A 21542-nucleotide genomic window follows, 5' to 3' on the forward strand; every position below is an offset into this window, starting at 1 on the left:
ATGATGATCATTAAAATGTCACATGCCAATATGAAGGATTTTAACCAATCAAACGAAAGCTTTATTGTTTTTGGGAGGATTATACCAAAATACGAAAACGACACCTGGACATATACCGAGGAGATTTACTCTGAGTCATATGAGAAACAATACGACAATGACGACATTGACATAAGCTATATTGAAGAAAAAGATAGAGCTGTGTTTTTGTATTACAATGACGATAACTGCGTCGGACAGATAAGGCTTCGTTCCTATTGGAACGGCTATGGTTTCATAGAGGATATTGCGGTTGCCAAAGAGTGGAGACAAAAAGGTGTGGGAACGTCACTATTAGAAAAGGCTGCTGAGTGGGCAAAGCAGAATCACCACATTGGTCTTATGCTTGAAACGCAGGATGTTAATCTATCGGCGTGCCGATTTTATGCTAAGAACAAGTTTGTAATCGGTGCAGTTGATACGATGTTATATTCCAATTTTCCGACAGCTAATGAAAAAGCGATATTCTGGTATCAGGTGTTTTAGAAAGCCCTCAAAAAAGCATCGTCCCACCTAAATGGAACGATGCTTTCGTTAAATTGGAACGCCGCAGCGATCTGTCGAATTGGATTAGCCGACGACCGCATGAATGAATTTTTCCAGTGGAGCTACATCCGTTATATTCTTGTTGCAAGCGTCACTGTTTACACACATATAGTTGCCGATCGCTTTATAGTAGTCAGGTGATGCGTTAGCCGGCTTCGACTTGGTAATCGCCGAAAACAACGCAACCTCTTCATGCCGGTTACACAAAAAGCAGACGCTTTTTCTGTTCACTGGGGTAAATCTTCCTTCTACGCCGACAAGTTGCCCGTTCAGATGATAAACCATGAACAATTTATTCGTCGCGATGTCGGTCCAGCCGAGATACGTGACATAGCGATAATCGATCGCAGTTAGATCGGGAACCTTTAATTTTTTGTTCTTTGGAAACAGCTTCTTCAGCTGCTTATCCGTCACTTGCGCAAACTCCGCCAAATAAGGCTCCAACGAAAGCAAATACTGCCGGAAATCCCCATCCGTTTTTAACGCCGAGATCTGTTCCAGCGATTGCCTTTGAAGTTCTGTTGCATCTGAGAACTCATCTATAATTTTGGAACTCGCGCTGAATCTTACCGATTCCACGACTTTCCGATCGGAGACCGTATTGCAGGCATGCTGCAATATACCGACCTGCTTCTTAACTAAGTTATATTGATGGTTTCTAATAAATGGTGCGCTCATGCTTCTCAGCCCCTTATTCATATTGAATTGCAAATAAGGTGCAAAGCCCATGATTAGAAACGAATCAAGCTCTCTCGGGCGACAATATTAACAGTAAATGTCTGGCCCCACGCAAAGAATCGCCCCTATACTAGGCTTTGCATGAGTCGTCGCCAGCTCTGGTAACGTGATTTACCATCCCCACCGACCTCCTTTATATAAAGCATTATAAGGAATACTTTGGTCGAAGTCCATTATTCGATGAGCGGAATTAGGGTGGAGCAAAAAGCCGACCTTATGCGGTCGGCTTCATTTTACACTTTAAACTTCATAACGAGAGCTTCCAAGCTTCGAGAATCTTTGCTTAGCAAGTCAGTAAGTGAAGCAACCTCCTGAACTAAAGAATTTTGCTTTGCAGTCATATCGTTCACAACTTTAACTCCTGTAAGTGATTCTTCAGCTGCGGTTGCCATTTCGGAAACAGATGCTGCGATTTCTTCTGAGCCTGCCGCCATCTGTTCGCTGATTGCAGAAACCTCATGAACTTGCAAAGTTACTTTCTGAGTGGACTTCAAGATGTTTTCAAAGGATTCGATTGCTTCTTCTATCTTTCTTTGGCCCGTCAATACTTCTCCCGTCACTTGCTGCATCGCACATTCCGTTTCTTGAGAGTCTTTCACAATATCTTGCAGCAATCCGAATATTTGCGCTGCTGAAGTAGAGGAATGCTCCGCCAGTTTTCGGATCTCGCTAGCCACTACCGAAAATCCTCTTCCATGTTCGCCTGCTCTTGCCGCTTCAATTGAAGCATTTAACGCAAGCAGATTCGTTTGACTCGATATTTCCGTAATGGCGCTAACAATTTGCTCAATATGAGATGTTTGTTCTTTCAAGTTAGATACGATTTCTACTGTAGAACTTACAGAATCGCTAATCTGGGCCATTTGTTCGCTAACTTGCTGTATAAAGTTCACACCGCTTGCTGCCTCTTTCTCCGTCTCAGCTGCGGCATCGGCAAGATCCTCCGCGGATACGGCGACACGCTGCACACCTGTAGACATTTCATTGATTGCATATGAAGCATCAAGTGTGCTTTGCACCGATGTTGTCGCCCCTTGCTCGATACTGACTAACTGTCTCGTAATTTCCTCTGTCGCACTTGCGGTTTCTTTCGTATTTTCAACTAGTTTGCTCGACGAATTCAATACACTATGGGAGGTATCACGGACATCTTTAATAATGGTTTGCAAGGTCTCCAGCATAGCATTTAAGGATTTCGAGATTTCTCCGATTTCATCCTTGCCGGAGTAATCCAGTCTTCCGGTAAGGTCGCCCCCGCTCTGCGCAAGTTCGGAGATTTTTTCATTGACTAATTTAAGCGGTTTCAACTTAACAAAAATAATGATAAATACTGCAAGCAATGCCACAAATGTAGTTATTAGCAAAAACAAAGTTACCGTAAGCGCCCAGCTTGCTTTTTGCTTTGCAGCATCAGCCTCATTTTCCGCTCTAGTATTCATCTTTAGTTGAAACTGATCCAGTGGCTCCATGATGGTCTTTTTGATCGCATCGTAATTGCTGTCAAACATAAGTTCCCGGGCTTTGGTAAAATCTTTGCTCTCAGCAGCTTTCATTGCAGCAGCTTCTGTTTTGACAAGAGCATCCGAATTTTGTTTTGACTGTGTTATAAGATCCAGCTCTTCTTGGGGCGCGCCCAATTCAGTTAGTCTATCTACTACATGATCTCTCGTTTTGGTCTCGTTTACTTCCTTCCAATAATTGTTGTAGTGGTCTTTGTCTCCGAACTGCACGAAAGCTCTTGCTTCGTTAGTCAAATAGTCCGAGGAGTTGGCTAAATCGATACCTAATTGCTTGAATTCTGCCTGCCTTTTTACAGCGGCACGTTCCTGCGCTACGCTCTCTTGAAGGTTATAAATACTAATTCCGTTCAGGACCGTCAGTAAAACAAAAATTCCACTCATCGTTTTAAGCCAGGTAGAAATCTTCATGATTAGCCCCACTCCTTTGTTGTAAAAAAAGCCCTTATTTCATTATATCGGTCGACTTCATTCGACAAATAATAGACCTTTATACCTTTTTCAAAATATAATAGTTTGGACCTATTTACATTTCTCTAAATAAATGATTTAGATCTATATTGTCATAATTTCAGGTAATTATTAAATCAAAGAAATCAACTCTCTTTAAGTTGGTGGATAAGCAAAAGGGACTGTCTCAAAGTGGGAAAGCCCCTTGTTTTTCGGCTCACTAATGCGGTTGTGGCGCCTGGGATGTCATTTTTAGCATCCCAGGCCACGCGCGAGCTGATTTTGGAACTAAGACGCAGGTTTCTGACGTCTCAACTGAGATAGACTATTCGATGTTGTCGAACTCAAGGTTGTCCATTCCTAGTTCTACAGCTATTCTATAAAATCGATAGCTATCTACAGGGGGCGGGAGCGGACACACGAGCCGCTATTTGCAGCAAACACCACTAATTCGCCATACTAGCGGACCGTAGAGCCGTTATTTGACCCGAATAAGCCGTTTAGTGCTAGTTTTGAAGCAAATAGCGTCATCTGAGTCCGCAAGCCCTCAAAAAATACCCCGAAATCATGAAATAGCGGCCCCTGTGTCCGTTCAAGTGCGGGTCACCTTGGAAAATTCAACTCCATTGGCCCGTACTGCTAGCCTTGCAGGACGGGCCAATGCTATTTGGCATGAAAAGGACTTTACGACACCATTTCCAATATTGTATAATTTATACATGTCACACGTGTGGCGTATAAGTGATAATCTAATTCCAAAGGAGGGGGCGGATGGGAAAATTACCAAGGAAGATCAGGGTGTTCTACTCGCTTGGGCAGTTGGGCTGGTCGATTCTAGCCGGAATCATGGGAACATGGCTCATCTATTTTTATTTGCCACCGGAAGAATCCGGCATCCAAGTTGTGATCCCGCAAGGTAGTGTGTTTATGGGCGTTACGATTATTGGCGTCATCATGGGAATCTCTACGTTGATCAATGCAGTGTCCGACCTATGGATTGCGAACATGAGCGATAGAAGCAGGAATCGCCTTGGGAGACGGACGCCGTTTTTGAGAAGAAGCTCCCTGCCTTGTGCCATTTTGCTCGTGTGCATATTTGTCGTTCCTTTTCAAGATGGCATTCATACTATCAACTCCTTATGGCTTCTTATCCTTCTACCTCTATACTTTTTTGTTTTTACTTGTTATGTGATACCCTACACAGCCCTTCTAAGCGAGTTGGGCCGGAGCTCGGAAGAGCGAATAGATCTGTCGACGTATATCTCGGTTACTTGGTTTCTGGGACTGATTATCGCAACGTTTGCGCCTAATATTTGGGATACCGTCATGACGATCTTCGAGATCTCCAAAACCGCCGCGATTCAGTGGACCTTTACCGGACTAGCGGCCATTGCATTGATTCTTATGCTCATTCCGGCCTATACGATCGATGAGAATCTGTATGGTTCCACAAACGCGACAAGCTTGGACATCAAAGCATCCATTAAAACAATATTTCAAAATAGAGATTTCAGATTCTTCTTAATGAGCGAGCTGGGGTATTGGTTCACGAACAGCTTCTTCCAATCATCCCTTGTTTACTACATTACGGTGCTCGCACGGCAGAAGGAAACCCACGTCGGACTGATAGTGGCTGCCGTCGGTGTACTCTCGTTCCTGCTGTATCCATTGGTCAATAGATTAAGTAAAAGTTATGGCAAGAAGAAGTTGATGATCATATCATTCTTTTCTCTTATCGTTTCTTTCATCTATATCTCGCTTATGGGGATGTTTCCGTTTGACGGATTTATACAGTTGATTCCCATCATTCTTCTCTCTGCAGTTACCGCGGCCATATCAGGTATATTGCCGAATGCCATCGTTGCGGATTGCGCTGTATATGACGCCAGTTCAAGCGGCGATAACAAAGAAGCGTTGTACTTTGGTGTACGCTCGTTTTTAACAAAATTTGGAGGATCTTTATCCGTTATCATCTTGCCCACTATACTAGCAATCGGGAATTCGGTTAATGATGATTCCGGAATCCGGATATCTGTCGTCATAGCTGCCTTTGTTGCCCTCTTATCCTTACTCGCTTTTCTGAAATACGATGAGAAAAAAATCAGCTCCAGTACTTATCCGATCGAGAATATAGAAGCTCAAGAACCGACCCACCACGCGTAAGTTGAAATTCGGATTTATCCCATTTGAATAGAAGAACAGGAGAGGATTGTATGTTTAAAGTAAAGGGAAAACCATTCATGCCGATGGGGGGCCAGTCCAAAAACTCCAGCGCCTATACCGCGGAAGAATTGGCATCTGCTATTGCTGGTGTCAAGGCATTGGGAGGCAATACGCTGGAAGCTCCAGTCTATTGGGAACAAGTGGAGCCGCTAGAGGGGCAATTTGATTTTTCTTCGGTAGATATGCTGCTGGAGGAGTGCCGGAAGAATGATTTGCACCTTATCGTATTATGGTTTGCAACCTGGAAGAATGGCGAGATGCGTTATTGCCCCTGTTGGATAAAGTCAGACAAGCAGCGATTTTTCAGGGTGCTTCGCAGCGACGGCGTCCCTATGAATGTGCTTTCGGCTTTTTGCGAGGAAGCGCTTCAGGCGGATACAAGAGCGTTCCAGGCTTTGATGGGGCATCTGAAAGAAAGGGATAGCGAGACTGAGACGGTTATTGCGGTGCAAGTGGAGAACGAACCGGGCATTCTTGGCTGTGATAGAGATTATGGGCCTGAGGCAAATGCCGCATTATCCGGGGCTGTACCCTCCGCACTTCTCGAACATGTGAAGGGACTTGGAGAAGGCAGCGTCTGGGAGGTCTTGCAGAAGAACGGTTCTAAAGAACAAGGGAGTTGGGAGGAGGTTTTTGGCGTCGCGGGCGGAGAGTTCTGCACAGCTTGGTCTATTGCCAAATATATCGATCATATCGCCGCAGAAGGCCGTGCGGTATACGATCTTCCCATGTACACCAATGCTTGGCTCTCTTTTCCGGGTTGGCCGATTCCTGGATTCTATCCTTCAGGCGGGCCTGTCAGGAGCACGTTAGATATTTGGAAATTTGCCGCGCCTCATCTCGATCTGATCGCACCGGATATTTACTCGGTTAATTTTAGCGACTACAAGATTGTGTGCGAAGACTATCACCGTCCCGACAACCCTTTGTTTATTCCGGAATCCAGTCCAGACGGGCTTAATGCGAGAAATATGCTCCGGGCTCTGGCTGACTACAACGCGATCGGTTACTTTTGTTTTGGCGTAGACAGCATTCTGGATATGGAAGGCAATCTACTGGAAGATGCCGTATTATTCGCCGAAAGCTTCCGCAGCGTAATGAGTCTGTTACCCTTGCTTCACAAGTATCGCGGTACAGGCAAAGTTTATTCCGTTGTAGAAGAGGATTACCAGATCAATCAGAGCTTTGAGTTCGAACAATACATTGGGGCAGTACCTTTTATCAATCTGGGCGGCACGAGCGAGAATAAGGATCATAGACACGCCCGTAATCCCCGGTTGATTGAAGGAAGACCTAAACACGGGCTTATCATTGAAGCCGGACCGCGGGAATTCTACCTCGCTGGGAACTTTCATCTCTTCATGGTTCCCGGGTCAGGACCTGCGTGGCTTGACGCCATGAAAATGCCGATGGTACTCACCCCCGTGGACTATCTTTCCGTGGAGGAAGGCTATCTGACAGAGACAGGCGAGTTTGTACCCGCGCGCACCAGAAATGGCGATGAATCCGTGTTCGGAGGTTTCTGGGTTACCCCGTACTGCGGTGTTGTAAGGGTCGTTCTAACGCCTTAGCTATCGAATATCAGCCGATGCCGCGCACATGAAGCCGCAGTCGATAAACTCCGGTACTCATGTGCGCTGTATTCCGCTGAGCACAATATTTCGAAAAGATTTGCGAAAATCAATATTATCGCAGTATTCACGCTTCAAGTGGTTTTCTCTCAGAATTAGACGTTGGAAGAGGGAAATAAAGCTGTGGCTAATAAAGTGGTACAGCTCTTCGACCGTCAGATCGTTACGAATAGAGCCATCTGCCACCCCTTCGCGAATATAATGAAACAGCGGGTCCCGATCGGGATTTAAAGCTTCGATAAACGATTGTTCCAGCTCTGGGTTCGGATAATTCTCCTGAAAATACCTGTCGAACTCAGCAGTGAATTTAATCTGTTCTTTGACTTTATCCAGATCAACCCGATAGAAGTACGCTTTTACTTTTTCAAAACCCGTTTTGCCGGTCGTTTCCCCGATATCCAGTGTAAGATAGTCCTGTATTTGTTTCATCACCAGGATTTCAATTTCGAAAGCTAATTCATCCTTCGTGGGGAAATAACGATACAGTGTTCTCCTATTGATGTTTACGGCCGACGCAATATCTTTCATCTGTGCATTTGCGATCCCGAGTGCTATAAATTGTTTTTCTGCTTCGATCAGGATACGTTCCCTTGTCGTTTGCATATCTATTCCTTCGTCCCCTCGTCTAATCCCTAGATCAATCCAATATTAACCATCATTTTAACATACTTTGCATGAATCTAGCTGTTCAACAAGGAAAGATCATACTTTTTCAATTCGTCTGTTTCTCTCTCCGAAATAATTGGTTCCAACAACCCCAATAATAATGATAATGGCTCCAACCAAATGGTATAGTTGAAAATCCTCCTGCAAAAAGATCACGCCTGCCAATATCGTAATGAGAGTAGCAAAATTGCTGAAAACACTCATTTTAGTCGCCTCTATTTTGGATAAAGCATAATTCGAAAGATACGAAGTACCGAGTGATGATAAAATACCTAAATATAGAATAGATATGACGAATTCGATGTGCGTAAAAGGTTCGAAAAACTGATTGATGGTACCTTTCATCGCGTGATCTCCAATCGCCAGCAGGTTAAACATGAGAAATCCAAAAATCGTCATCACATAGGTGATTTTCATTAGCGAATATTTTCGTGTTAGCTTTCTTGCAAACACGTTATATAGTGCCGCGGCAATAGATGAGAGTAATATAAAACCACTGCCGATCAGATTCACCTTACTTGTACTTACACCATTCATAAAGAGCATGTATATGACGCCAAGCACCGATAAACTCATAAAAACAAGCTGTCCACGCGTCGCTCTCTCCTTCAATAACACAGCCGCAAACACCAACGTAAAAATTGGAATTGTCGCTTGGATAATCCCAGCTTCCGAAGAGGATATTCGAGCTAAGCCAAATACTTGAAGAGAGAAGAAAACAATCGGATATAATAAGGCTAACGGAAAAATATCCAGTAAATCTCTCCAGCTAATTTTAAATTTATCTCTGTTAAGTCCTACTAGAATGAGGATTGCAATTAGTGCCACCGTAAATCGATGTGCTAATGTATCCATTGGACTTGCAATGGTTAATGTCATTTTAACGAACATAAACGAAAGACCGATAATGAACGCATATGCAATTGCAGCAATATACGCTTTTCTTTTTTCTGTCATATGATCTACTCCTTCTTTTTCCTATCCGGCCAGTAAAACTATCGTAATAGAAAATAAAGAGTATCACGACAAGTAAAAAACACATCTGTACCGATACAGATGTGCCTGGAGGCTTAACATGCTAAAGTATGAATCTATAGTTACCGAACTACGTCATCAAATACAAGCAGGTATTCTACGCTCTGGGGAAAAGCTACCTTCGATCCGGAACTTATCACACCAATTTTCTTGCAGTAAAAGTACCATACTATCATCTTTGCAAAGACTTGAAGACCAGCACCTCATTTATGCGATTCCTAAAAGCGGTTATTATGTCGTGGATCATATGATGCCACAGAAACCATCTGTATCGCAATCCATAGACTTTGCAACGTCAATACTAGAATGTCATGCATTCCCTTACAAAGACTTTCAACATTGCATCAACAAAGCAATCGATACCTATCGAACAGACTTGTTTCGATACGGTACACCCAAAGGTTTACCATCATTAATTACAGAGGCAAGAAAATTGCTAGAAACGTATCAAGTATTCACAGATGAAGAGCATATTTTCATTACTTCAGGTGTTCAGCAATCACTATCTTTGCTTAGCATCATGCCTTTTCCCAATCAACATACGACCATATTAGTAGAACAGCCAAGTTATCACCTCTATATGGATTTGATCAAAACCCATGGATTGCAAGCGATCGGTATCAAACGAACGACAGAGGGAATTGACCTAGCGGAATTAGAGCAAATTTTCAGTTCCAATAATATTAAATTCTTTTATACGATGCCGCGTTTTCATAACCCTTTAGGTACTTCATATAGTAAAAAAGAAAAGGAATCCATTCTCTACCTAGCCCAAAAATATGATGTCTATATCGTAGAAGATGATTATTTAGGCGATTTTGAACAGAATACGAAGATAGATCCGTTATTTGCATACGATATTCACGAACGCGTTATTTACTTGAAAAGTTTCTCTAAAATTATGTTTCCTGGATTACGTATTGGGCTCGCCATATTGCCAAAAGCATTAACACAAGTTTTTCAGCAATATAAAAATACCATGGATATCGATAGCTCTATGATTTCACAGGCAGCCTTAGAGCTGTATTTAAAAAGCGGTATGTTTAAACGGTATAAAGCACAAGTAAATGAAGCGTATACTGCCCGTGCTAATATCCTTCAACACTGCCTTAAAACACATTTACCCATGTATAAAACGCCAACAGAAATAGGCATGCACAGCCATATCGTGTTGCCAAAGCAAGTCGATTTGAATTCTCTTATTCAGCATTTAAAGCAAAAGCATATTTTATTGGAGACCATTAATCGAAATTATTTAGAGGGATTTTATCGCGAAAGAATCTTGAAATTAAATGTTTCAAATGTAGATGCACATAAGATTGAGATCGGGATTAAAGAAATCGCACTTGCTATAAATAACATTGAAAATCACTTTCTGTAAATTCCAAAGTGCGAGTGGCCCATCAACATCCCTAAGCGTCGTCACAGACCATAAATAATTTCTATTTTTTTGCATATCAAGTAGGAAAAGAAACCATAATAAAAGAAAGATATAAAGAAGTCAAACCATAGGAGGAAATTATGGGCAGATTAGTTCATTTCGAGATTCATGTAGATGACATGGAGCGTGCTAAGAAGTTTTATGGAGAAGTATTTGGATGGACATTTGAGGATTGGAGCGACTATGCTGGAATGCCTTATTTCGGAGCTGTAACTGGCGATGCAAAGGAGCTTGGAATTAACGGGGCTTTGATGCAGCGTCAAGGTGCTTCCCCAGTACCAGGTCAGGCTATGAATGGCTTTGCATGTACAATGGGAGTGGCAGATTACGATTCTACTGAAGCAAAAATTCTCAATCTGGGAGGCGAGGTCGCATTACCGAAGCATGCACTCCCTGGAATGGCGTGGCAGGGATATTATATGGATACCGAAGGTAATATTTTTGGTATTCATCAGCCTGATGAGAACGCAAAATAGAACTATTTGTTGCAAATTGATAGACATCCACATTCAGGTACTTTTCTTTAATAAGAAGAGTGCCTTTTTTAATTAGAGTTTGACGCCATGGTTAAAGGGTTATTCGAAACTATGTTGTAGACAAAATAAAACCCACAACCTCATGCAGTTGTGGATTTGTACTATGTAGGATTATGCGGGGGCTCAGATCACATTATCTTATGTATGCTTTCTGTAATTCCGCAATATCAAATTTCTTCATTTTAAGAAATGCTTTTGTTATGGTAGCTAATTGCTCCGGTGTACCCTTGCTCATCATCTCGTCCATCTCTCTCGGCACGATTTGCCAGGACACTCCATACTTATCTTTCAGCCAGCCGCACTGCTCGGCTTCAGGAACCGCAGAGAGCCTTTCCCAGTAGTAGTCAATCTCATCTTGTGTGTCGCAATACACCATGAATGAAATTGCCTCGTTGAAACCAAATCTATGCTCGTGCGCGCTGTCCATTGCGGCAAACCACTGATTTTCAAGCATGAAATCAGCGAACATGATCGTCCCTTCCTTATCAGGTTCCATGCCTTTGGGGTAGCGAGCAGTAATACCTTGCTTTGAGTTCTTAAATACGGATAAGTAAAAATGAATCGCCTCTTCCGTTTTACCGCATATATCACCAACAAACAATATCGACGGAATTATCGTAGGGCGTACTTCGCCTTCTGGGTTAGTAAGAATTAACTGCCACGTCAAACCATACTTGTCCTGAATCCAGCCATATCTCTCACTGAACGGATACTTATCCAGCGGCATTAGCGCTGTGCCGCCATCAGATAGTTTGTTCCAAACCTCATCAATTCTCCCTCTCGCATCTTTGTCTCGAGATGGATCAAAATTAACCATGAAAGACACAGACGGATTGATTTTAAAATAGGGTCCTGCGCTAATCGCCATGAACTTTTGACCCCATATTTCAAAAGAAACTAGATCGCTATCGCCTGATGGTGTGTTATGTAATGTGGTTACATTCGTAATTTTTGAGTCCGGGAACAAGGAAGCGTAAAACTCGGCTGCTTCTTTTGCCTCTTTGTCGTACCATAAATGCGGAACGATTTTTTGATCTGTTAAACTGATTGACATGATTCAACAGCCCCTTTATGGAGAAATTTTGACACCCCTATATGTTATATACCATTATTGAGCTGTTCAAACACTGTTTGCAAATAAATAGATTACATCCTTCTTGCATAATCCAGAAAACATTTCATCCTCCGCGAAACGCATTAGGAAAATATCGGATGCGCCCATTCACTTATCTCCGCACCTACATACAATGTTTTAGCCCATCAATTAAGGAGTGACAAGATCATGTCATTTACCCCACCTCCAAGTCCCCCAGGATTCCCAGGGTTCCCGGGATTTCCAGGGCAGCCTGGACAGCCTGGATTCCCAGGGCAGCCGGGACCACCAGGACAACCGGGACTTATGGGACCCAGCTCACCTCCCCCAGGATTCACCCCTCAACAACCTGCGGTTTCGCCCTTTGCTGTCGACCCGGGAGCGATTGCTGGTTGTTTGTTTCGGATGACTTATGTTTGGCTCGTGAATAGAGATCAATTCTGGTTTTTCCCAGTTTTCGTAGGTCGCACCTCTGTTTCGGGATTTCGGTGGAACGGAAGGTTTTGGTTGTATACCGGATTGAGCTTGCGGTCCATCCAATCCTTTACATGTTTCTAAATGAACACGCGAAAAAGCTCCGTTCCACTAGGAATGGAGCTTTTTCGCGTCATAAAACTTCAATGAAATTCAGTGAACCGACAGTGAATCAGTAGTCAATTCAGCAACAAAGAAGCCTGGGCCAAAAATCGTAGCGAAGCTACTTGATCTTGTTCAGAAAATTGCCAATTCAATTCGCAGAAGGCATGCGGCGGATACCTCAGGGGTTTCGCCGGCAACGTTCAAAGCTCTGCCGTGCCGCGTTTCCACAAACCGACAGTGTAGACCAACAAAATCAACACCTGAGCCGAAACCACGGCCAGCGCCGTCCAGTCGAAGGCAAGCTCCGTACTGAAGGAGATGAAATTATGGACAACATGCCACACAATGCCGATCCAAAGGCTGCGGGTAATGCTGACGATGAGTGCAAACGCAAGGCCGAAGAGAAAAGCAAAGGCAATCTGCAGCAGCACTTCGACCGGCTGTGTCCCGCTCAGGGCGTTGGCGGCATGCAGCACGCCAAAGATTAGGGACGAGCCGATAACGGCCTGCTTTCGGCTTTTTCCCAACAGGAAGGAGAAGGCCAGGCCGCGAAAATAAAGCTCCTCGTTAAAGCCAACAACGACGGTGAACAGAACCAGTGCCGCATATTCGGCTCCCGGACGGGTAAACGCTGGGCCGTAAACGGCAAGCGGAATCACCTCCATCAGCAGCATTGGCACACAAAGCCAGACGGAGCGCATGCTGCCGGAGGCCGGCCGGCGGAAACCGGCCTCGCTAGCCGAAAGGCCAGAGCGGCGCAGCAAAAATAGGCCCGCCAAAATGGACAATACCACGGAAGTTGCCATGACGAGATAAGCGGGGACTTCCGCCAATTCGGCAATTTGGGCAGTCGCGGAACCGGCAGCGGTAAGAAAGGTGCAGATCAGCGCCGCGATGACGGCGGCGATGTAAGGATGGTTGCGGATGAAAGTCACGGACATGGCTAAAGCTCCTCGCCTTCTTTTTTGAGTGTAACCAACAAACCTTTAAACACGTTGCTCAATACGGCCTGCGCCTCCTCGTCATCCATCGTGCTGCTGTTTGTTGCGACCAGTGAGGCGATGCCGTGCGTCGTAAACCAGATGCCGACATACAACTTGCGCGCTTGGTCGACCGAAAGGCCGGTCATGCTTCCGATCATCGCAATAACCTGGTCGTCGCCCTCGGTTGTTCCGGCGATATCCGCCACCTTCTCCTGCTGAAGCCGACCAGACATAAACAGAAGCTGGAACAGCTTCTGTTCCGTTCGTGCAAACCGGATGTAAGCGAGGCCCATCGCCAGAAATCCGTTACCGCCGCTCTGCATCGCCGTCAGCATCGCCGCGTTGTACAGATGTTCGGCATAAGCGTGGATCGCTTCCCTCAGTTCCTCCATTGAAGCAAAATGACTGAAGATAGGCTGGGTGGAGGTGCCGAGCCTTTTTGCAACGTTGCGCGCGTTGACAGTATCTAATCCCTCTTCGCGTACCAGCCCGAGTGCCGCTTTCAGAACGATGTCGCGCGTCACTTTCGGCTTCGGGGGCATAAGATTTCCTCCTCAACAATAAGATAACAATAGTTATATTACATATGTTATATTTTATGTCTTTTTTTATTAATATCTTTTTTTACGGGCTACAGGATGTGGCTTGGGAAAACCAAAGTCGGCTTGTAAATGAGAAAATGACCTGGCGAATCGGCTTATCCAGTTTCCACGGTGCGGCGCCCCCGTCGTCGCCTTTCCGAAGTCACACTTCTAGCCATTATCCGCAAACATCCACATCCCCCTCCTTTCTCACACACAGCGAAAAGCCACCAACCGGATTACTTGGTTGATGGCTTTTTTTGTACAACAATGGAGGCGAGGGGAATCGAACCCCTGTCCGAAGATAACGCAACACAGGCTTCTACGGGTGTAGTCACAGTTTTGATGTCACCCGAGTAGATTTCAACACAACCATCTATTAATTTGATTAGGGATTATATTGAGTACCTCTGCGAGATAAATAGTACATCTGTATCTCTCTTTATGCCATTAATACATTAGATCATAAAAAATGCCCCAAACATAATGTTTGGGGCATCAGGCTCTAAGATTAGAGTTTTACAACATTCTCGGCTTGTGGGCCGCGATTGCCTTGTACGATTTCAAATTCAACGCGTTCGCCTTCATCCAAGGACTTATAGCCATCTCCAACGATTGCACTGAAGTGTACGAATACATCGTTGCCGCCCTCGGTCTCGATAAAGCCAAATCCTTTTTCTGCGTTAAACCATTTTACTGTTCCTGTTTCCATAATACAATTACCACCTAATTTAAATTTACATGTCAATCTTATCCCAAAAAAATCTCTTGCAAAATCCCTTAAAAAATAAAAATTCACATATGGTACAAGGTTATTGTTGTCTCAAGAATAACCCTCTACGCTATGCGAATTCGTTAGGTAACTCTTTCTTTCGATAAATTGATTATAGCACATGTAAGTTCATTAAGATACTTAATTATCTACATGTGAATAAATTGGCAACACCAACTCATCCCGCCCCGCAATATCCCATCATGGAAATGTTAAGAGATGCGAAACAAAACATAGCAAAAAGCCGACCTCATGCGGTCGGCTTAATGATGGTGGAGGCGAGGGGAGTCGAACCCCTGTCCGAAGATAACGCAACACAGGTTTCTACGGGTGTAGTCACAGTTTTGATGTCACCCGAGTAGCGCCCCGTAACCGGCTCTACTTTGGGTCAGCCTGATTGTCTTCTTCAGCACACCCCAGGCGGAGATGTGACAGCGTATCCCACTAAAGTTGGGCCCCTAGCTCGGCACATGGGCGATGCAGAGTAGAAGCTCGCTAACAGTTTATTAAGCTGCTAATGCGAAGTTGTTTTGTTGTTTGCCGTTTAAATAGGCTTTCGCGTTGTTGAAGTGGACGCAGCCCCACTACCCGCTACCCGAGCCCGAACTATCCCCGTCGAATCCAAAAACGCCCCCATAGTGTAAGCGACAAGCTTACCCGTACAGGGCAGCAGTCTTTAGATTAAGGAAGTTGAAGCATCGGTAGACTATATACCATATCTTCATACCTTATTCTATTGTCAAGGTCAGCAGCGATCAAGGCCATTCTTCAACGCCCGCCTCGCTCTGATGTACTTAGTATAACATATCTCCCATCCAATATGCCTTATGTGACTTCTGCTAAGTGCGGAATTAGATGGATACAAGCCACAAGCTCGCTCGGCTCATATATTGCAATTATAAAGAGGTCTGCCTCTAAAGTAAAGCACTATCCGTCCGAACATCTCATCAAGACAGCGCCCACAGATACAAGGAAGCCACCGAACCGTACGGCGAATATCGTTCCCGGTATTTCTCGAATTCACTCTTCTTCAACTCTGTGAGCCCATACAGATTCATCATGCCGCGCCGAATCGCGAGGTCGCCCCAGCTCACCACATTTGGTCTGCCTAGCGAGAAGATCAGCAGCATTTCCGCCGTCCACACGCCGATCCCATTCAGAGAGGACAATTGCTTGATGACCTCCGCATCGGACATGGAGTCGAATCCGTCGAAGTCAATCACTCCGTTGACCGCCGCTTCCCCGATACCTTTAATGTAGCCAGCTTTACGAACAGACATACCACAGGCTTGAATAGCCTCAAGATCTGTACTGACAATGCGTTCCGGCGTCACTTCACCAAGCGTATCACAAAGTCGCTTCCACACCGTCAAGGCAGCTTTCGTCGATATCTGCTGGCTGACCACACTATTCACAAGTGTCGAAAATGGTTCCGGTGTCACCTTACGCTCCAGCATACCCAATCGATCAATGGCGGCGCCCAGCACTTCATCCTGTTGTCGCAGATAATCCATTTCAACCTGACCGTATCGAAATACCTCCATTAAACCTTCCCCTTCTCAAGCGCAATTAGCTTCTCCTTCATCGGAATACCGCCGCGATAGCCTGTCATGCTCCCGTTAGCCCCGACTACTCGGTGGCATGGAATAAAGATCGGAATCGGGTTGCGATTATTCGCGAGGCCGACAGCCCGCGAAGCCTTAGAGTTGCCCGCATGAGCCGCGATCTCCCCATAGCTCGCAGTCTTCCCATAAGGAATCTCGCACAGACATTCCCACACCTTCTGCATAAATGCCGTCCCCTCTGGCGCCAACTGCAGCGTAAACTCATTCAACTCACCCACAAGATACAGTTGTAATTGCTTAGCGGCTTCTCGAAGTGCCTCCGTCTCCGCAACCTCCACATTTTCCGGTACAGTATCTGTTTCAAAATATACATTTTTAATACAACCGTCTTGCTCCGATATCCCAATCTTCCCTATGCTTGTCTCGTAATAATACATCGGCATGCGCTAACACCTTCCTCGCTTTCGATACTCCAACGGAGTTGTGCCCATCTGTTCTTTGAAGCATTTGTAGTAGCTGGATAAGCTCATAAAACCGCAGGACAATGCCGCTTGCACGATGCTCGTCTCCGTCTCGGTCAGCAATCTGGCTGATTGCTCAATTCTCAGTCTCATCCAATACTGTTTGGGGGAAGCATGAACATATCTTTGAAATAGGCTATTGAAGCTGCTCTGGCTAATTCCCAGCTCCTTCATCATATCTCGGATCGTTAGCAGGGTGCCGACATTTGATGCCATTAACTGTTTAGCACGTTCAACAAGTTCGCGCTCCGGCTCATAGACCAGCAGATCGGGTCTGCATTTCTTACAGGGACGAAAGCTTGCGACAACCGCCTCCTCTCGATGATTGAAGAACTGCACGTTTTCTCGCAGCGGTGTCTTGGCGCCGCAGGAAGGCTTGCAGTAGATCCCCGTTGTCCTCACCGCATAATAAAATGCTCCATCATACGCTTTATCGCATGTCACCACGGCGTTCCATTTTTCATCTACCGATAGAAATGTCACCGAACTCCCTCCCTTCGCTTGAATAGGACTGTTTCATCTATTGTAACCCCGATTCCTCCAACAATCTTCCTTAATCTTACGAAGTAATTCTTATGCCTTCACTCAGTAGCGAGATGAAACATTTCCTGTAATACTTCACCTCGATAGCACGAATGGATAAGGTGTAGATGTTAGTTCCAGCCAACCAGGTCTATTGAAGAGAACCTGATAGCATCACCTGAGATATATAAGTCAGAATAACTAATTATTATGTCTTAAGTAGGAGGAAATTAGCATTTCATATCGAACTATAGTGAAAACGGGTAGTATTTGGAAGGAGAGAATCAATTGAGCTTTATAAATAAACTCAAGTCCGGTGTAACAGAAGCCGGAAATAAAGCAAAGTTAGTCGTTGAGATTAACCGCTTAAAGATGCAAAACAACAATAAGAAAAGTGAAATCGATGAACAGTACCAGCAGATAGGCAAGTACGTGTATGAATCCAAACTGGATCATGAATGGCCTAACTTATCGACTGACGTTCTTCAGCCTCATATGGATCGAATTGCACAGCTTCAGTCCGAGATTGAAGCCAATCTGGAACAGATCGCTACATTATCGGATGAGAAGCCATGCAAAGCATGCGGTAAGACCGTCGCACTTGATGCCAAGTTCTGTCCGGACTGCGGCAACACGTTCGAAGCAGCCTCCAACGTATCTCTTCCATTAGATGGAGAAGAAGCAGATCCGCAAGACAACCAGTAGACTTGATAAGTACATCATCATATCCGAGGAGCGATGCAGCGTATGCAGCAATTTTCAAATGTTCTTAAGGAATTGAATAAATGGTTCCAATCATTTTCATGGTTTCAGCTCTTAAGCAAATATAATCTGTATATCTTATTTGGCGCACTTGGCATCCTTTTTTTAAGGGATCTACTCTATTGGATCCTCCCGCTCGGGAGCTATAGAACTCTGAATACGATCTTTATCACCATCCCACTCAGCGAAATTGCTTATCTAGCGTTTCTATTAGGAGTATGGATCACTTTAGCATCACGTCAAGTCAAGTACGTACCTTATGCGTTGTGGGGGAGGGCCTTTCTAATCTTGTTCCCTTTTACAGCTATATCATTATCCTCATTAATCAGTTGTGCAGTCTATGCCTTTCTAGGTTACGCACTATTCAGATATACCGCTTCCGAATATGCAGCGCATTGATAAGTCCTCTAAGCATCGTCGCAAACGATGCTTTTTGTATATCAAGATATGAGCGGCGTATCAGAACTTGCAGCCGTCTGCACAATGTAAAAAGGATGGCATCACGCCACCCCAATCTGAAATCTAAGAAAGCACAAACTTCAACTAATTGACTTCCAGAGAAAGATCATCAGTAAAAATTTGCCGCAGATGATGCTTCATATGTTCGACATAGTCCTGGATCAACCACTCCAGTGTGACCACATTTCCATCAGGCCACTGACAAGCACGAGACAAACTTGCTTCCGACAAATTGGAGAGTACACGAACAATAGATTGATTAAGACTCACCCAAAGCCCCAGCACATCTTCCAGAGGTGCATCCATGTAGTGTTGGGCTTCGACCCAGATATCTTGGTTATACGGAGTCATGAGCATCGGTTCCGCGTGATATTGATGTTGAATGAATCGGGTTAGATTGTTGACGGCCGAATCACATAGGTGACCTAGGATTTGAAGTCGTGACCATTTCCCTTCCGCGCGCGGTTGCACCATGTCATCGTGATGCAATAGTCGAAATCGTTGAGGAACAGTTTGCAGCAATCCCTCCAAGTTAGAGATCGTGTCCTTCATCATGAGTATCAACTCCTTTATGGCTACTTCACCTATGTTATATATTCCAGATGTATGGAGCATATGCCGAGTGTGCTGCTTCATTACTTGGAATGGATAACAGATGCTCTACGCCCACCGCGCCTTTGAAATGTTGTACTTAATACAACAATCCCCACCATAATCAAAGCCTAAGCAGGATTATGGTGTACGTAATACAACATTTGGCCCCACAAAGCTCAATTTAGTGCTCGAACCCCCTTAAATGTTGCACTTTATACAACAATTCAATCAAAATGACACTACCAAGCCCAAATTGTTGTACATTATACAACTTTCGAGCCTTTACCTCATAACAGACTTTAGTTAGCATCATTTAGAGGATATTGGAGAGTTAACGAAATACGCTAACATAGATGGAGGCTAGGAGTATAAGTATTGCTATCGTATAAAAAACATAGCCAAATATTCGAAGTGGACGAGGCATTGCTTTTAAATCAACTTTTTTTAATGGTCCTCCACCTTCAACATTTTGAATAGATTGAAGATTTTCATCGACGTAACCTTGTTCATTAGGGATTATGATTTCACTAGATTGTTGAGTTTCGTGCACATCTTTTTTATTCATCAGATCCACCTTGTTTCTATTCATTTCTCAATTATAGATTTATGTGGTGTAATTCAATTGTAATCCATTTAATTACAATATAGCCCAAAGGAGAGTAACGCAACAAGGGTACCTCTACCGATACGATGAGGAAAATGAGAAGTAGTGTTAGGTGCATTAATCGTTTCATACCACATTTGAGCTTAGTTACTCTAACTAATGCTGCTCCCTGCAGCTGTTGCTGTAACTGTTACTGTAGCTATATTAGCTGACTAAAGATGCTCCACACCCATTGAAATGTTGTACGAAATACAACATTCTCCACCATAATCACAGCCCAAGCGGGATTATGTTGTACGTAATACAACATTATGGTCCATAATGCTCAATTTAGTGCTCGAAGCCCCTTAAATATTGCACTTTATACAACAATCCACTCAAAATAACACTGCCGAGCCCAAATTGTTGTACATTGTACAACAATCCTCCCACCACTATCATCCTCAGCATCGCACACTAACTACATTCACTTAAAACTCGAACCAGAAACTACAAAAACACAAAAAAATGGCAGTCCCATTGACTGCCACCTCTTAATCCATAGCTATTCTACATTCACCAATAAACCAACCAATACTTCCCGTTACACCTTCTGCTTCTCACGCAGCGCACGCTGAATCTGACGATCCGCATCCTTCTTCGCCGCCGACTGACGCTTATCATACAGCTTCTTGCCTCGTCCCACACCGATCAGCAGCTTCGCATAACCGTTGCGAACATATATCTTCAGCGGCACAATCGTGAAGCCCTCCTGCTTTGTCACGCCAAGCAGCTTCATGATCTGCTGCTTATGCAGCAGCAGCTTGCGCGCACGCGTAGGATCCGTAGGATTCGACCGATTCCCCTCTTCAAATGGGCTGATGTGCAGGTTATGAACAAACATCTCCCCGTTCCGAATCGTGGCAAACGCATCTCCGATATTCGCTCTGCCTCTGCGCAGCGATTTGATCTCAGTGCCCGTCAGCACCATACCCGCTTCATACGTCTCCTCAATAAAATAATCGTGAGAAGCCTTCTTATTCTGCGCCAGCACCTTATTCTCGCTCTTCTTCGTCGCCATCTCTCAACCCTCCGACCGCCAACCCAGCTCACACTGCGTTGAACCATACATTAGACATATATTGTACCAAATACTAGGCACATCACTCAAGTACATATGCCAACAAGCGTGTACTTCCATCATCCTACCTGAGCTAAAGGGATAATACCCGAACACCATAACAACCCTAGACCATCTAATTTGGAAAAAGCGGCCCTCCTCTCGGAGAGCCGCGCTACACTACTTCTTTCAATGTTTTTTGCGGACAAACTTGGCGGTCTTGCTATTGGACTTCCCTTTTCGGCGAGCATGGCTCTCCGCCTGCTTCGCATGGCTGCGTGCTTCCGCAGCCTGCTCGCCGATGAAAATGCCGCTCTCGGACGTCGCCTTCCGTCCGCGCTTGCCTGCCCCGGTCGGACCATTGCTCCGACCGTGAGATCCACCGCGGCTCGGGCGGCCGCTATCGCCTTGACCGCCGCCGCGCCCATAACCGCCGCGCCCCGAGCCAAAGTCGAATGCGCGCGGCCCGCGGCCCGCTTCATGCTCGGCGTCCGAGATGAGGCGATCTACCCAATTCGCCTCATCACCTTTCGCCGCCGAGCCCTCGCCTTGCCCCGCCATGCGAATGCCGCCATTGCCCTTCGGC

Annotated in this window: 21 protein-coding genes and 1 other RNA gene; 7 read left to right on the forward strand and 15 right to left on the reverse strand. The window is 44.9% G+C overall.

Annotated features, from left to right (window positions below; translation table 11 throughout):
• The first annotated feature begins 3 nt into the window (after positions 1 to 3).
• Positions 4 to 525: a GNAT family N-acetyltransferase gene (locus AC3WTP_RS14095; RefSeq protein ID WP_492395317.1), complete on the forward strand. Its 522-nt coding sequence runs from the start codon at positions 4 to 6 to the stop codon at positions 523 to 525.
• A gap of 84 nt (positions 526 to 609) precedes the next feature.
• Here the strand turns inward: AC3WTP_RS14095 and AC3WTP_RS14100 are convergent, their stop codons facing one another.
• Both AC3WTP_RS14100 and AC3WTP_RS14105 read right to left on the reverse strand, forming a co-directional pair.
• Positions 610 to 1263, reverse strand: coding sequence for a FusB/FusC family EF-G-binding protein (locus tag AC3WTP_RS14100; protein WP_492395256.1), 654 nt, complete (start codon positions 1261 to 1263; stop codon positions 610 to 612).
• Between the two features lie 293 nt (positions 1264 to 1556).
• Positions 1557 to 3251: a methyl-accepting chemotaxis protein gene (locus tag AC3WTP_RS14105; protein WP_492395257.1), complete on the reverse strand. Its 1695-nt coding sequence runs from the start codon at positions 3249 to 3251 to the stop codon at positions 1557 to 1559.
• 810 nt (positions 3252 to 4061) lie between these two features.
• Between AC3WTP_RS14105 and AC3WTP_RS14110 the strand changes: the two genes are divergently transcribed.
• Both AC3WTP_RS14110 and AC3WTP_RS14115 read left to right on the forward strand, forming a co-directional pair.
• A complete protein-coding gene (locus AC3WTP_RS14110; RefSeq protein ID WP_492395258.1) occupies positions 4062 to 5453 on the forward strand; it encodes an MFS transporter in 1392 nt (463 codons plus the stop codon).
• 23 nt (positions 5454 to 5476) lie between these two features.
• Positions 5477 to 7084, forward strand: a complete 1608-nt coding sequence (locus AC3WTP_RS14115; protein WP_492395259.1) for a DUF5597 domain-containing protein — start codon at positions 5477 to 5479, stop codon at positions 7082 to 7084.
• A gap of 57 nt (positions 7085 to 7141) precedes the next feature.
• Here AC3WTP_RS14115 and AC3WTP_RS14120 read toward each other — a convergent pair whose 3' ends face one another.
• On the reverse strand, positions 7142 to 7747 hold the full coding sequence (locus AC3WTP_RS14120; RefSeq protein WP_492395260.1) for a TetR/AcrR family transcriptional regulator: 606 nt from the start codon (positions 7745 to 7747) through the stop codon (positions 7142 to 7144).
• A gap of 99 nt (positions 7748 to 7846) precedes the next feature.
• On the reverse strand, positions 7847 to 8767 hold the full coding sequence (locus tag AC3WTP_RS14125) for a DMT family transporter (protein WP_492395261.1): 921 nt from the start codon (positions 8765 to 8767) through the stop codon (positions 7847 to 7849).
• A 118-nt stretch (positions 8768 to 8885) separates the two neighbouring features.
• Here AC3WTP_RS14125 and AC3WTP_RS14130 point away from each other — a divergent pair, with 118 nt between their 5' ends.
• Both AC3WTP_RS14130 and AC3WTP_RS14135 read left to right on the forward strand, forming a co-directional pair.
• The gene (locus tag AC3WTP_RS14130; protein ID WP_492395262.1) at positions 8886 to 10226 is read left to right on the forward strand and encodes an aminotransferase-like domain-containing protein; all 1341 of its coding nucleotides are present in this window, start codon (positions 8886 to 8888) and stop codon (positions 10224 to 10226) included.
• A 140-nt stretch (positions 10227 to 10366) separates the two neighbouring features.
• A complete protein-coding gene (locus tag AC3WTP_RS14135) occupies positions 10367 to 10762 on the forward strand; it encodes a VOC family protein (RefSeq protein WP_492395263.1) in 396 nt (131 codons plus the stop codon).
• Between the two features lie 193 nt (positions 10763 to 10955).
• Here the strand turns inward: AC3WTP_RS14135 and AC3WTP_RS14140 are convergent, their stop codons facing one another.
• Positions 10956 to 11876, reverse strand: a complete 921-nt coding sequence (locus AC3WTP_RS14140; protein WP_492395264.1) for a VOC family protein — start codon at positions 11874 to 11876, stop codon at positions 10956 to 10958.
• Between the two features lie 228 nt (positions 11877 to 12104).
• Between AC3WTP_RS14140 and AC3WTP_RS14145 the strand changes: the two genes are divergently transcribed.
• Entirely contained in the window at positions 12105 to 12473 is a 369-nt protein-coding gene (locus AC3WTP_RS14145) for a collagen-like protein (protein WP_492395265.1), read from the forward strand.
• 221 nt (positions 12474 to 12694) lie between these two features.
• Here AC3WTP_RS14145 and AC3WTP_RS14150 read toward each other — a convergent pair whose 3' ends face one another.
• From AC3WTP_RS14150 to AC3WTP_RS14180, 7 genes are all read right to left on the reverse strand, one after another.
• Positions 12695 to 13435 carry a CPBP family intramembrane glutamic endopeptidase gene (locus AC3WTP_RS14150; protein ID WP_492395266.1) on the reverse strand — a complete coding sequence of 247 codons (741 nt, stop codon included), beginning with the start codon at positions 13433 to 13435 and terminating at the stop codon, positions 12695 to 12697.
• Positions 13436 to 13437: 2 nt separating this feature from the next.
• Complete coding sequence (locus AC3WTP_RS14155) at positions 13438 to 14019, reverse strand: TetR/AcrR family transcriptional regulator (protein ID WP_492395267.1); 582 nt, start codon at positions 14017 to 14019, stop codon at positions 13438 to 13440.
• A 550-nt stretch (positions 14020 to 14569) separates the two neighbouring features.
• On the reverse strand, positions 14570 to 14770 hold the full coding sequence (locus AC3WTP_RS14160) for a cold-shock protein (RefSeq protein ID WP_492395268.1): 201 nt from the start codon (positions 14768 to 14770) through the stop codon (positions 14570 to 14572).
• A gap of 330 nt (positions 14771 to 15100) precedes the next feature.
• Positions 15101 to 15465: a transfer-messenger RNA gene (ssrA, locus tag AC3WTP_RS14165) on the reverse strand.
• Positions 15466 to 15777: 312 nt separating this feature from the next.
• Entirely contained in the window at positions 15778 to 16374 is a 597-nt protein-coding gene (locus AC3WTP_RS14170) for a DNA-3-methyladenine glycosylase family protein (RefSeq protein WP_492395269.1), read from the reverse strand.
• Positions 16374 to 16838, reverse strand: a complete 465-nt coding sequence (locus tag AC3WTP_RS14175) for a methylated-DNA--[protein]-cysteine S-methyltransferase (protein WP_492395270.1) — start codon at positions 16836 to 16838, stop codon at positions 16374 to 16376. Before AC3WTP_RS14175 ends, AC3WTP_RS14170 begins: the two co-directional genes overlap by 1 nt.
• Before the next feature lie 3 nt (positions 16839 to 16841).
• Entirely contained in the window at positions 16842 to 17399 is a 558-nt protein-coding gene (locus tag AC3WTP_RS14180) for a bifunctional transcriptional activator/DNA repair enzyme AdaA (protein ID WP_492395271.1), read from the reverse strand.
• Positions 17400 to 17726: 327 nt separating this feature from the next.
• Between AC3WTP_RS14180 and AC3WTP_RS14185 the strand changes: the two genes are divergently transcribed.
• The gene (locus AC3WTP_RS14185; protein WP_492395272.1) at positions 17727 to 18143 is read left to right on the forward strand and encodes a zinc ribbon domain-containing protein; all 417 of its coding nucleotides are present in this window, start codon (positions 17727 to 17729) and stop codon (positions 18141 to 18143) included.
• 600 nt (positions 18144 to 18743) lie between these two features.
• Here AC3WTP_RS14185 and AC3WTP_RS14190 read toward each other — a convergent pair.
• The 3 genes from AC3WTP_RS14190 to smpB form a co-directional block, all read right to left on the reverse strand.
• On the reverse strand, positions 18744 to 19214 hold the full coding sequence (locus AC3WTP_RS14190) for a DinB family protein (RefSeq protein WP_492395273.1): 471 nt from the start codon (positions 19212 to 19214) through the stop codon (positions 18744 to 18746).
• Between the two features lie 370 nt (positions 19215 to 19584).
• Positions 19585 to 19818 (reverse strand): hypothetical protein, encoded by a 234-nt coding sequence (locus AC3WTP_RS14195; protein ID WP_492395274.1) that lies wholly within the window; start codon positions 19816 to 19818, stop codon positions 19585 to 19587.
• A 622-nt stretch (positions 19819 to 20440) separates the two neighbouring features.
• Positions 20441 to 20917 carry an SsrA-binding protein SmpB gene (smpB, locus tag AC3WTP_RS14200; RefSeq protein ID WP_492395275.1) on the reverse strand — a complete coding sequence of 159 codons (477 nt, stop codon included), beginning with the start codon at positions 20915 to 20917 and terminating at the stop codon, positions 20441 to 20443.
• Between the last annotated feature and the right edge of the window lie 625 nt (positions 20918 to 21542).

This window comes from Paenibacillus sp. EB106-04-04-XG159, assembly GCF_058791835.1.

What these genes read in the sequence shown, in the direction of transcription:
- AC3WTP_RS14095 (WP_492395317.1), top strand. Translation starts at nt 4, where the DNA reads ATGATCATTAAAATGTCACATGCCAATATGAAGGATTTTAACCAATCA.
- AC3WTP_RS14100 (WP_492395256.1), bottom strand. Translation starts at nt 1,263, where the DNA reads ATGAGCGCACCATTTATTAGAAACCATCAATATAACTTAGTTAAGAAG.
- AC3WTP_RS14105 (WP_492395257.1), bottom strand. Translation starts at nt 3,251, where the DNA reads ATGAAGATTTCTACCTGGCTTAAAACGATGAGTGGAATTTTTGTTTTA.
- AC3WTP_RS14110 (WP_492395258.1), top strand. Translation starts at nt 4,062, where the DNA reads ATGGGAAAATTACCAAGGAAGATCAGGGTGTTCTACTCGCTTGGGCAG.
- AC3WTP_RS14120 (WP_492395260.1), bottom strand. Translation starts at nt 7,747, where the DNA reads ATGCAAACGACAAGGGAACGTATCCTGATCGAAGCAGAAAAACAATTT.
- AC3WTP_RS14125 (WP_492395261.1), bottom strand. Translation starts at nt 8,767, where the DNA reads ATGACAGAAAAAAGAAAAGCGTATATTGCTGCAATTGCATATGCGTTC.
- AC3WTP_RS14130 (WP_492395262.1), top strand. Translation starts at nt 8,886, where the DNA reads ATGCTAAAGTATGAATCTATAGTTACCGAACTACGTCATCAAATACAA.
- AC3WTP_RS14135 (WP_492395263.1), top strand. Translation starts at nt 10,367, where the DNA reads ATGGGCAGATTAGTTCATTTCGAGATTCATGTAGATGACATGGAGCGT.
- AC3WTP_RS14140 (WP_492395264.1), bottom strand. Translation starts at nt 11,876, where the DNA reads ATGTCAATCAGTTTAACAGATCAAAAAATCGTTCCGCATTTATGGTAC.
- AC3WTP_RS14145 (WP_492395265.1), top strand. Translation starts at nt 12,105, where the DNA reads ATGTCATTTACCCCACCTCCAAGTCCCCCAGGATTCCCAGGGTTCCCG.
- AC3WTP_RS14150 (WP_492395266.1), bottom strand. Translation starts at nt 13,435, where the DNA reads ATGTCCGTGACTTTCATCCGCAACCATCCTTACATCGCCGCCGTCATC.
- AC3WTP_RS14155 (WP_492395267.1), bottom strand. Translation starts at nt 14,019, where the DNA reads ATGCCCCCGAAGCCGAAAGTGACGCGCGACATCGTTCTGAAAGCGGCA.
- AC3WTP_RS14160 (WP_492395268.1), bottom strand. Translation starts at nt 14,770, where the DNA reads ATGGAAACAGGAACAGTAAAATGGTTTAACGCAGAAAAAGGATTTGGC.
- AC3WTP_RS14170 (WP_492395269.1), bottom strand. Translation starts at nt 16,374, where the DNA reads ATGGAGGTATTTCGATACGGTCAGGTTGAAATGGATTATCTGCGACAA.
- AC3WTP_RS14175 (WP_492395270.1), bottom strand. Translation starts at nt 16,838, where the DNA reads ATGCCGATGTATTATTACGAGACAAGCATAGGGAAGATTGGGATATCG.
- AC3WTP_RS14190 (WP_492395273.1), bottom strand. Translation starts at nt 19,214, where the DNA reads ATGATGAAGGACACGATCTCTAACTTGGAGGGATTGCTGCAAACTGTT.
- AC3WTP_RS14195 (WP_492395274.1), bottom strand. Translation starts at nt 19,818, where the DNA reads ATGAATAAAAAAGATGTGCACGAAACTCAACAATCTAGTGAAATCATA.
- smpB (WP_492395275.1), bottom strand. Translation starts at nt 20,917, where the DNA reads ATGGCGACGAAGAAGAGCGAGAATAAGGTGCTGGCGCAGAATAAGAAG.